Consider the following 11,869-nt stretch of genomic DNA (forward strand, 5'->3'; position numbering starts at 1 on the left):
CGAATGGATTCGGACAGCTTTATTTGCTCTTCTTTATTCGAAAAGGTGTGAGAGTACATCGGCTACGGCCTGCTTGCCTTGGTCGATGCAATCCGGAATGCCGACCCCTTCAAAAGAGGCCCCCGTCATGAAAACGCCCGGATATGACGCCTGTAACCCTTCCCTGATCTCTTTCATTCTTTTCTTATGGCCGACATGGTATTGCGGCATCGCTTCATGCCATCTTGTGATGCAGGTCATTTCCGGCTCGCCGTCGATCTTCATAATCCGCCTTAAATCGTCGAGGACGATTTTCACCATTTCGTTATCTGACTGTTCGACAACGGACTCATCGCCGGCTTTCCCCACATAAGCTCTTAACAGAACTTTTCCTTCAGGCGTTGTGCTCGGCCATTTTTTGTTTGTCCAAGTACACGCCGTAATCGAAAAGTCGCTGTTCCTTGAAATGACAAAGCCTGTTCCTTGATGCTCCATTTGGACGGCTTCTTCCGGAAATCCGAGCGCCACATTGGCGACAGATGTTGACACCATATCTTCTAAACCCTTCAGCCAATCCGCTTTTGGAAACATCGCGGCAGCTGCTTTATGGGGAGCGGTGACCACGGCCGAATCAGCGTGAAGCACCTTGCCGTTGTCAAGCTTCATGCTGTAGCCCGAGCCCGCGCGCTCAATGCTGACGACCTTTGTGCCTTTATAAACCTTTGTGATATCGAGCTGCTTTTCCAGTTCTTCAACAATCGTCTGCAGGCCGGTTTTCACCGTCTGGAACTGGCCTTTCTTTTTGTTCGCAGGCTTTTTGGCGCTCTGGGCGCCGCGCGATTTTTTCATCCCGATGATCAAGCTTCTGTACTTCTGTTCTGTCTGGTAGAATTGCGGGAAAGTTGACATCAGACTGAGGCGGTCAATGTCCCCGGCATAAATGCCTGACAAAAGCGGTTCGATCAGGTTCTCCACCACTTCACCGCCGACACGCCTTCTGAAAAATTCTCCGAGCGACTGGTCTTCCTGCGGCTTGCTCGCTGGAAGCAGCAAATCCATTCCGGCTCTCAACTTCCCCGGCAAGGAAAACAAGCCGGTTGTCAGAAAAGGTCCGATTTTTGTCGGCACCCCCATCACAGCTCCTTCCGGAATCGGATAGAGCGTTTCGCTGACAAGAACATAAGACTGGCCTGTCGCGTTGTTCACGAGCAAGTGCTCCAGCCCGAGATCCTTCACGAGCTGAGGTGCGCTTTGCTTCCGTTCCAAAAATGAATCCGGCCCTCGTTCAATCACATAGCCGTCTTTGTGTACCGTCTGTATCTTTCCGCCCAGTCTCGGACTTGCTTCAACAAGCGTGACTTCGGCCGGGAGATCGTTCTTTTTGATTTCCTTCTCCAAGTAGAAGGCGGCGGCCAATCCGGTAATACCGCCGCCGATGATGACAATCTGCCTGCGTTCTCCACTCATTTACAATCGCCTTCTTTACTGTTCTTTCTCCAATTGTTTTAATACAACATCTGCTAAAGCATCGATAAACTCATGTTTTGCGTTAGGCATTTCAGGTCTGTAATAGCTTGCTCCGATATCGTCTGTGACGACTTTGCATTCATAATCGTTGTCATAAAGAACTTCCAAATGGTCAGCTACGAAGCCGACGGGAGCATAAACAAAAGCGCTGTACCCTTTTTGCTCTGACAAGTCACGGGTCAAATCCTGAACATCCGGCCCAAGCCACGGATCAGGGGTGTTTCCTTCGCTTTGCCAGCCGACGGCGTAATCTTTTACACCCGCCGCTTCGGCAATCAGCTTCGCTGATTCTTTAAGCTGTTCAGGATATGGATCACCCATTTCGACGATCTTTTCGGGAAGGCTGTGCGCCGATACAATCAAGACGGCGTTTTCCCTTTCTTCCGAAGGCATTTCGTCATAGATTTTTCTCACTTGATCCGCCCAATATGCGATGAATTTCGGCTCATCATACCAGCTGTTGATCGATGTGATCGACAATCCGCCGAGCTTTTCAGCCTCGTCTTTCGCCCGCTTGTTGTACGACTGTACGCTGAAGGTGGAGAAATGGGGCGCAAGCACGATGCTGACGGCTTCTGTAATCCCGTCTTTATGCATCTCCTGAACGGCATCCTCGATGAAAGGTTCGATGTGTTTGAGACCGATATATGACTTGAATACCACATCATCCTGAAGCTCGTTTAAGTGTTTTTCCAGCTGCTTCGTCTGCTCTTCCGTGATCTTTGCAAGCGGAGAAATTCCGCCGATCGCCTTATAGCGGTCTTTTAAGTCCTGAAGCATGTCAGGCTCAGGCTTCCTGCCTCTTCTGATGTGTGTATAATAACGTTCAATGTCTTCCTCTTTGTACGGCGTCCCATACGCCATAACAAGAAGCCCCATTTTCTTTTTACCCAACGTGAACACCTCTTTAAAGATCATGATCTATACGTATTTTGACAGTTTATATTGAAAAGACCAACTGAAATGCTCATGTCATCAGGCTCGATTTTTTTGAGGCGGAATACTCATGAACAAATGCCGTCAATTTTTTCAGTGTGTCAGGACTCACTTCGGGAAAAATCCCGTGACCGAGGTTGAAAATAAACCGGTCCGTCTGCATGCCCTGATCGAGAATGGCTTTCGTCCTCTCTTCAATGACTTCCCACGGGGCGAGGAGGATCGAAGGATCCAAATTCCCCTGAAGCGTTTTTGTCAGCCCTTTATCCCTGGCTTCCTGCACGCTCATCCGCCAGTCCAACCCGACGACGTCAAGGTCAAGATCGTGCCATTCAGTCGCGAGGTGGCTTGCGCCGACCCCGAACATTATCAGCGGCACGCCTTCTTTTTTCAGCTCTTTGAAAAGAATGTCCATCGTCGGCTTGATATAGCGGCAGTAATCACCGACATTCAACGCGCCGACCCAGGAATCGAACACTTGAATGGCTTTGGCGCCGGCGCGGATTTGGGCTTTGACGTATACAGCCGCCATCTTCCCGAGCTTTTTCATCAAGAGGTCCCATGCAGCAGGCTGGCTGTACATAAACGCTTTTGTTTTATTGTAGTTTTTGGACGGGCCGCCTTCGATCATATAGCTGGCCAGTGTAAACGGCGCCCCAGTAAAACCGATCAGCGGAACGTTCAGCTGTTCTTCTGTCAAGAGCCTGATCGTCTCCAGCACATATGGTATATGCTCCTCCGGCTCGAGTTCGCCGAGTTTTTCAACATCTGTGAGAGATGTGATCGGCTGATCGATGACAGGACCGATGCCGTTTTTAATTTCGACGTCAACGCCAATACCTGGAAGCGGTGTCATTATGTCTTTATAAAGTATTGCCGCATCGACACCGTACTGTTCGACGGGGAGCCTTGTCACGTAAGCGCACAGTTCGGGCTGATGCGTAATTTCGAACAGTCCGTATTTTTCCTTGAGCGCTCTGTACTCAGGCTGTGATCTTCCAGCCTGCCTCATGTACCATACCGGTACATGGGCGGCTTTTTCTCCTCGGCACGCTTTTAAGAATGTGTCATTAAAAGCCTTGTCGTTTTTCATCATGATATCCACCTTTCAAGCTGCAACCATACGTTCGCAAAATTACTCCTTCCAATATACCGTTTTTTTATTGAACGGTATACTCATGAGACTTATTGTTCAAGAAATTGATGAATTTCGGGTACCTAATGACCCGAAGGAAACACTTTCGGTTCGATATAATCAGTCCCTTTCCCCTCTGTTTTCGTCTGCGGATTGTACGGAACAATTTTATAGGAAGCATTGGAAAAGATGTTTGCATAAGGGATTGAATAGCTTCCTTTCCCCTTAACCGTATCAATGAGCGTTTCTTTTCCGTTTTTCCTTTCATATATTCGGTATTCAACCCTTTTATCCTCTTGTTCATGCCATTTTAATGACACCGTAATCAGCCCCATCGGCGTAAAGGAATAGTCTGCTTTAACACTTTCCAAATCTTCGAGGCGGATCGGCCTGTCCAGATCTTTTACACCTTCAGGCGCCTTAAATCGTTCAGGCTTATGGTTGGAGCGTTTTAAAATGTCTTTAAACAGCCTTGTCGGATAAGCGCTGCCGCCTTTTAAATAATGGGATTCATCCGTTTTATCGTAGCCCATCCAGACAGCTCCCGTCACTTCGGGCGTATACCCCGCAAACCAGGCATCTTTTGTTCCGCCCTCTTTTCCGGTATACGTGGTCGAGCCCGTTTTTCCTGCAATCTCTCCGGAAAAATCACCGGCTTTTCCCGTTCCGCTTTTCACGACCTCCTCTAGCATTCGCGTCATGTTCCAAGCGGTTTGTTTGCTGAATACCTTTTCTGATTTTTCCTCGCGGCGGAATATGACATCCCCGTTTTCGTCCGTGATTTTTTTAATAAAGAACGGCTCGGTGTATTGTCCTGAATTTGCAAAGGTCCGGTATGCCCCGGCAATCTCAAGCGGCGACACTCCTTTCTCTAAGCCGCCCAGCCCCAATGCCAGGCCCTCATCCGGCACGTTCATGCCCAAGCGGCTGAGATAAGGCTTCACCGTTTCGATTCCGATCTCATTTAGCGTCCATACGGCAGGCGCGTTTTTGCTGTAGGTCAGCGCATCCACCATAGAGACCTTGCCCTCGTACTGGCCGTCATAGTTTTTCGGCGAGTAGCCGCCGTATGACAGCTGTTTATCTTCAAGCATGGAGTACGGCTTAAACCGCTTTTCTTCAAGAGCGGGGCCGTAAACGGCAAGCGGTTTAAAAGTCGAACCCGGCTGACGCGGGGCTGTTGCCCTGTTGTAGCCTTTCGGAGCGTATTCCCGACCTCCGAGAGCGGCCACTACGCCGCCTGTCCGGTTATCGATAAAAACGGCGCTCCCTTCAGCTTTATTGTCTGTTCCGGGAAAATAGCCGTCCTGCTTCATCAGCGTGTAAGCCGCTTTTTGTATCGAAACGTCGAGCGGAACACTGATTGTGTATCCGCCTTGAAGAAGCTGTTCACTCGAAATCGAATATTTGTCTTCCGCTTCTTTCATGACCAGATCAATATAGCTGTCAAGCCACGGATTTTTTGATTTTTCTTTCACGTGGAGGCCCAATGTGCTGCCTTGGGCTCTGACGGTTTCCTTTGAGCTGATATATCCCTGCTCGTTCATCATGCCGAGAATGACATTGCGCCGCTCACGACTTTTTTCCGGATTGAGAATGGGCGAATACGTGGACGGCGCTTTAGGAATGGAAGCCAGCACCGCTCCCTCACTGACCGTCAAGTCTTTCACATCTTTGCTAAAAAAGTAGTTTGCAGCCGCTTGGATTCCATAGACGCCGTGCCCGAAATAAAGCTGGTTCAAATACATTTCCAAAAGCTTGTCTTTGCTGTAGTCCCGCTCCAAGTTGATCGCGATTATGACTTCTTTCGTTTTTCTTAAAAACGTTTTGTCGTGTGTCAAAAAAGTGTTTTTTGCGAGCTGCTGGGTGATCGTACTTCCACCTTCCACTTTTCCTCCCGCTAATATATCTTTATAGACCGCACGGCTCACGGATTTAAAATCGATGCCGTGGTGCTCATAAAAGCGCTTGTCTTCAACCGCGATAAAGGCATTTTTTACGCCGTCCGGCACCTCGGCAATTGAAATAGGTCTTCTGTTTTCAGTATAGAGGCTTGTGACTTCTTCTCCATTTTGGTCGACGATTTTAGAAGAAGCATGGAAAATCAGTTTCTTTTCATCAATCACATAATCCCCCAGAAACAAAATCGTAATATATCCGATTAACGATAAAAGGAATATCGCCGCTGTAATGATGATTGGAATGAAAAATCTCTTTCTCATATGGTCACCTCATTCCTTTCTATAGCTAGTATGGGAATTTTTTCTTCAAATTATGTTGCAGCATTTATAGCGGGTAATAGATAGAATTTTAAATCGTCCTTTTGTTATACTATCAAAAAGGGGTGATAAAATTGAATTTTTACATTACATACGGAACTGTCGAGTTTTTAAAAAAGCTCGCCAAACAGCACGGTCTTGAAAACATGTTATTTATGAAAAGCCACGATTCCGCCATTCTCTTTCACGAAACCGACGGAGAAAGCGTCTTTCATTCTCCTCACCGCTACGAAATCATCGATCAGTCGGGAACTTTGGAACATTCCGGATTCGCCGTCCTCAACAACATCCCTGTCACACCGGAAGGAAGACCGCTTTTCGAAACCCGTTTTAAAAACAGAGCCGGAAAAATCGAAAATCAGCCTGGCTTTAAAGCCCTCAGGGTGCTGAGGCCGAAAGACAGCGATACGTATATCGTACTGACGCTGTGGGACACAGAACAGTCGTTTCAGGACTGGAAAAGCTCCAAATCGTTCGGCGAAGCCCATCAAAAGAAGGAATCTTCAGCTGGAATCAACCAAGGCGGAACGATTTTTTCCCGCCCATCCTATATTTCTTCGTATCATTCTGTCGAATAACTGCCTTTTAAGGCAGTTTTTTATTTCCGAGGAAATGAGCCCTTCCTTCACACTCTGACAGCCCAGGAATAAGCTGTATGAGGTTATGTTAACGGGGGGATCGGGAAATGGAAATTGAATTAACGTCCGTTCACTTTATATATTTGGGCTTTATCGCTGCAATTCTCGCATTTATGCTTCTTCGTCTTGATACCACCTTTATATCGCTTGCCGGGGTTTTTTTCATTTCATTAGCGGCGACCCATTCTGCCATTGCCTCTGTGATGGGCCTGTTCAACAGCTTAATCTACGCCGCCGGAGAACTTCTCCCGACCATTTTCATCATCTGCTTTACCGTTTCGATGAGCGAACTGCTGGCAAAGACCGGCGTTAATGAAGCAATGGTCACTCCGATCGCCAAATGGATGAAAGGTCCTGCCTTGGCCTACTGGATCACCGGAGCTTTAATGTTTATCATTTCTTCATTTTTTTGGCCCTCCCCGGCTGTCGCATTGATCGGCGCCGTCCTCCTGCCTGCCGCGCTGAAAGCCGGCCTCTCCCCGATAGCGGTAGCGTGCGCCATGAATTTGTTCGGCCACGGTTTCGCTCTATCAGGCGATTACATCATCCAGGCGGCGCCTAAATTGACCGGAGATGCAGCCGGACTGTCCGTTGCAGAAGTGATGTCTGCAAGCGTTCCGCTCGTCCTGATCATGGGCATTTCGACAACGGCGGCAGCCTTTTTTATGCTCAGGAAAGAGAAAGACAATCAAGCAGCCGCAAACAGTGAGCGGCGGCAAAGCGAGCCTGAATGGCTTCTTCCCCCAGCCCCAAGAAAATGGCTCGCACTGATGATTCCGGTCATTTTTTTAGGGGATATCGCCGCGATGCTGATCCTGGAATTGCAAGGAGACGAAGCGACGGCGCTTGTCGGAGGAACAGCTGTCTTCGTCATGATTCTCATTCATTTTATCGTCCACAAACACCGTCGTCTTGAGAAAATCACCGGTTATTTCATTCGCGGATTTCAGTTCGGCTTTAAAGTGTTTGCCCCCGTCATTCCGATCGCCGCCTTTTTTTACTTGGGCGACGCGGGTTTCGAAAAAGTACTGACAGCCGAGATACCCGGTTTTTCTAATAGGATCGTGCAGGACCTCGGTTCAGCTTTTGCCCACAGCGTCCCGCTCTCTCCAGAGCTCGCCGCAGTGGCGCTCACTGTCACGGGAGCGGTGACCGGTCTTGACGGCTCCGGTTTTTCAGGAATATCTCTAGCCGGATCAGCTGCTTCGATGTTTGCTGCGGCCGTTGACGGCAACCCGGCCGTTCTGACCGCACTCGGCCAAATCTCAGCCATTTGGGTCGGCGGCGGTACGCCTCCACCGATAATAGACATATGTATTTAAAAAACACATTAAATAAGAGAAGGGGCACAACTCCCCCCTCTCATTCACTAAGGCCGTTTTTTTTTAAAAGAAAAAGTCCCTTCCCAATTTGAGAAGGGACTCAATTATAATCTAACCAAAGATTGCATTTTCAGCAACCTTCATTGTTGCTTGCTCGTCAGTAAGGGTTGAGGTGTTTGAAAGACCAAAGGCCACAACACTTCCAAGAATAGCAATAGCAATCAACGCTTTTACTTTTTTCATCATAACTCCTCCGTTAGTTTAAGAATTTGATCTTTAGCATGACATGCTTCCTCAAAGTATTTCGCCGCAATATCGCTATCCCCCTGCTTTTTGTAATAAATTGCAATGTTAAACGTGAGGTCTGCAACATCTGACCATAGCTTTTTATTTTTCAACTGCTCCAGTGCAGTTTCAATGGAAAGCAAATCATGCTGATCATATAATGAGTGTATGATTTTAAGTTTGGCTTTATAAACATTGTCGTCTTCCTTAATAGCCCTTTCAAGACTCTTGCTGTACCACTTACGGGCTTCCTCAGCTAAATTTAGTTTGTAGTTAACCCGGCTTAACATGTACATGCTGCGGATACCAAAAACCGAATTTTCACGCTCATGAATATCTGCTGCTTGCTCAAAGTACCTTTTAGCCTCTGATAATAGGCTCCTCCGCTCATAACAAACCCCTAAATTAAAGCACGCAAAACTTTCTGTCAGGAGATCACCGGATGAAGAAGCTGCCGACAACACAACCTTATAAAGTTTTTCAGCTTCTTCAAATCGCTCCAAATCAACCTGATTGGCGGCAATTATCATTTTGCATTTAAGGACTCTGTTTGTATAAGATTCATGAGCTTGGTATGATTCTAACGCTTTTTCTGCATGGTTTAAAGAAAAGAAATTTTGCCTTATTTCATAATATGCAATTGCCATTTGGTAGTGAAACTCTGCCTTTTCGATTTCATCATCTATTTTAATTAATCTGTTTTCAGCAATTCTGTAAAAGTTGATTGCCTTTGTGAAGTTCTTTTTGTAATACTCGTACATCCCTGAGAAAAAATAAAAATAATATTGAATCATGTGATCGGTCTTAGCTTCTAAGGATTCCAGGTTGATTTCTGCTAACAACTCCCCCGATTCATGATATTTTTCTATTAAAAGCTTAAAGCGGGAATCAATCAAATTAAAATAGATCAACACATCTTGGTTCTTTTCCATACGAGGCAAGTTTCTTTTAATTTCCTCCCTCATTTCAGCAGCTTTGGGGATGTCGTTTTGTTTAATTATCTTGTACCAATCATTAATCCTCTGCCCCATCTTTTCGTAAGCTATTTTTTCCACCCTTCTTCCTTCCTCTCTCGCAAGATTTTAATTTTTCAGATAAGTTAAAATATTTTACATTCTCTTGATAGCATGGTAATTATTTTACAAAAAGAATCATTTTTTGACAACCATATTTTACTAGATGAGAGAAGGGAGAAAGAACATAAAAAAAAAAATAAGGGCCCTCTATCAGAGAGCCCAATTAATTGAATAGTTTTGTCCAGGTTGCCTTTCCAGGAACACCATCAGCGGAAAGCCCGCTTGCTTTCTGAAAGGCTTTGACGGCTTTCTGAAGTCCGCTACCAAAGATAGAATCAAGGCCGTTCACGTCATACCCTTTGCAAATCAAGAGCGCCTGCAAAATCCAGGTAAGGTTTCCTTTCGCCCCTTTACGTACATTAACGGCAGCTGCACGAGTTCTCGGCCCCCAAAGTCCGTCAACGACAAGACCGGCATTAAATTGTTTGTTTAATTCAGTTTGGAACCCCTTTAGCAAGGCTTTTCGTGTTTCCGGCCCTGGGTAACCGTCCACCTTAATTTTTAATCCGTACCGCTTGTTTAAAGTAGACTGGATGGTTTTGACGATTGCCCGTCCACCGCTGGAAGATGATTTCTTTTTCGGTGCTTCTTTTTTCGGTTTTGATGCTGCTGGCTGCTTGCTCGTTCCGCCAGACAAGCCGAGATATTTCGCGATACCGCGCGCATGGGCTTCACCGACTGCCTTTAGAAAGCCGGAATCCTTGAGTTTGTCCGCATCCTCTTTGCGGTCAATGAACAGGTTTTCCGTGAGGACTGCTGGCATACGGGTTTCGCGGAGAACTGCATAATTCGCCTGTTTCAATCCTCGATCGGAAATTTGCCCAAAAGCTTTCATTGTTGACAGAATTTCTTTGTGTAGACATTCCTGAAATTTTAAAGTGTTGCCGCCTGTTCCATTATATCGGAATGTCTCGAATCCAGTTCCTTTTCCGTTCCCGGCGTTGGCGTGAGCAGAAACGAACAGATCGGCGCCCCACTGGTTAGCCATGCTTGCCCGCTTCGACAATCCATAAAAGACATCAGACGAACGCGTCATCTTCACCTGTACATTCTTGTAATTGGCTTCTAAATAAGATTTTGCGTATTTCACGATTTTCAGGACGACATCTTTTTCTTGTAGTCCGTAGCCGCTTGCGCCCGGGTCTGTGCCGCCATGTCCTGCATCCAACCATATTTTTTTCATATTTGATCAATCCCTTCTTAATATTAATGCAAAAGAAAAAGGCTGCCGGACAGCAACCTCATTTCGTTTTATTCTGCTGTTTTAAAACTTCAATCGCCTTAGTGATCGGCTCCGGTACATAAACGCCCATTTTACCAGCATTTTCAGTAATGGAAATCAGTTCATTGACACAGTAGAATACGATCGTTACCGTCATGACAAGAAAGCCCATTTCAATCCCGTTTTCAATAAGTAGCAAATCAATCATATGAGCAACCCCAACGATAGCAAAAACAAATACTTTACGAGTAATGCCGATATATCCGACTTTACTTTTCATTTCCCCGTTTATTCCGGCAGCTACCAGACCGCTTGCATAATCAATGATCACAAGTACACTCAAAATAGTAAGCAGCACGCTCCAACCTCCAAAAAGAAATCCGGCAATTCCACCCACAACAGCAATGACACCTTTATAAAATTGATCCAATTTACTTCCTCCTTTTAGGCAAAATAAAAAAAGCCGCTTATTTCGCCGCTTTTGGTTTAGGCTTTTGTTTAACTTTCATCAGTTCATCTTCCATCCGTTTTAATTCCTGTTGAAGTTTTTCGACTGTCTCGTGCTCCATTTTATATAAAGCCTGGACGTTCGTTATTAAATCGTAAGCCTTTGACAATTCTTCTTGTAAGGATAAACATTTATATTCAACAAATCTTGCCCTTTCTTCTAATTGCTCATAAGTTGGTTTGTTTTGACTCATTATATTTGCCCCGTTTCATCTGGAATTGCATCGCCACGCGGGGATGCTGTAATTTGGTTATAATCGCTTTGGGTGACCAGGCCGTCAGACAAAGCTTTATTTAACTGAGCCGTGGTTATTGTGCCGTTCTCCCAACAATCACAAAATAACTCATAAGCAGGAAGTGGGTTTCCGTCATTCAATAACTGGCTGATCATCACCCTTTGTAATGTGATGTTTTGCCGTATCAATTTTTCGCTAGTTGTTTCCCTAGGTTCAGTTGCTTTAATGTTCTCCGGTTCTAATTTCCGGAACATCTTCATCACGCTCCTGTCCTGGATCATTTTGATCAAAAATACTTTCGTCAATCCTTATGTTGAATTGAGTCGGCAGCTTCATAAGATCTGCATTTTTGGAATATGGGACTTCATCTGTAGAATTATAGACGACGCCGGCCACTGTTCCGTCTCTTTCAATATAGATTTCAGCCAGTAGATAGATGACATCTGGTGGATCATCAATTGTGCTAAATCCGTCCGAATCTAATTCAGCTCTTGTCAAATGGTAGTTTAAAGGCTCATCATCTTTTTTAATTAAATACAGTTTATATAGAATGCGTCTATCTGTACTTCCTTCAAGATTAAAGCCAATAGCCTCCATCCGCTGACTTTTCCCATTCAGCGTTATGGCATAATCATGGAAAACAACGGTCTCATTTGTACTTTCAACTTCTAACCCGGACGTTTTTAGATCTCGGCCAAACAAATTAATAATATGAAGCAATTCTATC

General features: G+C 45.7%; 12 protein-coding genes and 1 pseudogene. 2 read left to right on the plus strand and 11 right to left on the minus strand.

The features are described 5' to 3' along the window. Positions 1-33: 33 nt before the first annotated feature. From hemY to M1D90_RS16240, 4 genes are all read right to left on the minus strand, one after another. The gene (gene hemY / locus M1D90_RS16225) at positions 34-1,446 is read right to left on the minus strand and encodes a protoporphyrinogen oxidase (protein WP_023856566.1); all 1,413 of its coding nucleotides are present in this window, start codon (positions 1,444-1,446) and stop codon (positions 34-36) included. A gap of 15 nt (positions 1,447-1,461) precedes the next feature. Beyond that, on the minus strand, positions 1,462-2,400 hold the full coding sequence (gene hemH, locus M1D90_RS16230; protein WP_195536140.1) for a ferrochelatase: 939 nt from the start codon (positions 2,398-2,400) through the stop codon (positions 1,462-1,464). Between the two features lie 73 nt (positions 2,401-2,473). Beyond that, positions 2,474-3,535, minus strand: coding sequence for a uroporphyrinogen decarboxylase (gene hemE / locus M1D90_RS16235; RefSeq protein WP_023856564.1), 1,062 nt, complete (start codon positions 3,533-3,535; stop codon positions 2,474-2,476). 125 nt (positions 3,536-3,660) lie between these two features. Beyond that, positions 3,661-5,799 carry a transglycosylase domain-containing protein gene (locus M1D90_RS16240; RefSeq protein ID WP_023856563.1) on the minus strand — a complete coding sequence of 713 codons (2,139 nt, stop codon included), beginning with the start codon at positions 5,797-5,799 and terminating at the stop codon, positions 3,661-3,663. 131 nt (positions 5,800-5,930) lie between these two features. On the opposite strand from M1D90_RS16240, the gene M1D90_RS16245 reads away from it, so the two are divergent. Continuing rightward, positions 5,931-6,434: an antibiotic biosynthesis monooxygenase family protein gene (locus M1D90_RS16245; protein ID WP_023856562.1), complete on the plus strand. Its 504-nt coding sequence runs from the start codon at positions 5,931-5,933 to the stop codon at positions 6,432-6,434. A 107-nt stretch (positions 6,435-6,541) separates the two neighbouring features. Beyond that, positions 6,542-7,795: pseudogene (locus M1D90_RS16250) on the plus strand (SLC13 family permease); the annotation flags it as partial. Between the two features lie 132 nt (positions 7,796-7,927). Here M1D90_RS16250 and M1D90_RS16255 read toward each other — a convergent pair. The 7 genes from M1D90_RS16255 to M1D90_RS16285 form a co-directional block, all read right to left on the minus strand. Then, the gene (locus M1D90_RS16255; RefSeq protein WP_263431646.1) at positions 7,928-8,059 is read right to left on the minus strand and encodes a hypothetical protein; all 132 of its coding nucleotides are present in this window, start codon (positions 8,057-8,059) and stop codon (positions 7,928-7,930) included. Next, a complete protein-coding gene (locus M1D90_RS16260) occupies positions 8,059-9,132 on the minus strand; it encodes a Rap family tetratricopeptide repeat protein (RefSeq protein WP_039072708.1) in 1,074 nt (357 codons plus the stop codon). The genes M1D90_RS16255 and M1D90_RS16260 overlap by 1 nt, the downstream gene beginning before the upstream one ends. A gap of 208 nt (positions 9,133-9,340) precedes the next feature. Then, complete coding sequence (locus M1D90_RS16265) at positions 9,341-10,360, minus strand: N-acetylmuramoyl-L-alanine amidase (RefSeq protein ID WP_456282876.1); 1,020 nt, start codon at positions 10,358-10,360, stop codon at positions 9,341-9,343. Positions 10,361-10,418: 58 nt separating this feature from the next. Then, positions 10,419-10,829, minus strand: coding sequence for a phage holin family protein (locus tag M1D90_RS16270; protein ID WP_039072630.1), 411 nt, complete (start codon positions 10,827-10,829; stop codon positions 10,419-10,421). Positions 10,830-10,866: 37 nt separating this feature from the next. Beyond that, positions 10,867-11,100 carry a hypothetical protein gene (locus M1D90_RS16275; RefSeq protein ID WP_039072629.1) on the minus strand — a complete coding sequence of 78 codons (234 nt, stop codon included), beginning with the start codon at positions 11,098-11,100 and terminating at the stop codon, positions 10,867-10,869. Beyond that, entirely contained in the window at positions 11,100-11,396 is a 297-nt protein-coding gene (locus M1D90_RS16280) for a hypothetical protein (RefSeq protein ID WP_039072628.1), read from the minus strand. The genes M1D90_RS16275 and M1D90_RS16280 overlap by 1 nt, the downstream gene beginning before the upstream one ends. Then, positions 11,365-11,862, minus strand: coding sequence for a hypothetical protein (locus tag M1D90_RS16285; protein ID WP_039072627.1), 498 nt, complete (start codon positions 11,860-11,862; stop codon positions 11,365-11,367). Before M1D90_RS16285 ends, M1D90_RS16280 begins: the two co-directional genes overlap by 32 nt. Between the last annotated feature and the right edge of the window lie 7 nt (positions 11,863-11,869).

It is taken from the genome of Bacillus sp. JZ34, from assembly GCF_053903205.1.

Bases quoted from the DNA above. Each gene is read 5' to 3' on its own strand.
- hemY (WP_023856566.1), bottom strand. From the start codon at position 1,446: ATGAGTGGAGAACGCAGGCAGATTGTCATCATCGGCGGCGGTATTACC.
- M1D90_RS16275 (WP_039072629.1), bottom strand. From the start codon at position 11,100: ATGAGTCAAAACAAACCAACTTATGAGCAATTAGAAGAAAGGGCAAGA.
- M1D90_RS16240 (WP_023856563.1), bottom strand. From the start codon at position 5,799: ATGAGAAAGAGATTTTTCATTCCAATCATCATTACAGCGGCGATATTC.
- M1D90_RS16265 (WP_456282876.1), bottom strand. From the start codon at position 10,360: ATGAAAAAAATATGGTTGGATGCAGGACATGGCGGCACAGACCCGGGC.
- M1D90_RS16280 (WP_039072628.1), bottom strand. From the start codon at position 11,396: ATGTTCCGGAAATTAGAACCGGAGAACATTAAAGCAACTGAACCTAGG.
- M1D90_RS16260 (WP_039072708.1), bottom strand. From the start codon at position 9,132: ATGGGGCAGAGGATTAATGATTGGTACAAGATAATTAAACAAAACGAC.
- M1D90_RS16255 (WP_263431646.1), bottom strand. From the start codon at position 8,059: ATGAAAAAAGTAAAAGCGTTGATTGCTATTGCTATTCTTGGAAGTGTT.
- hemE (WP_023856564.1), bottom strand. From the start codon at position 3,535: ATGAAAAACGACAAGGCTTTTAATGACACATTCTTAAAAGCGTGCCGA.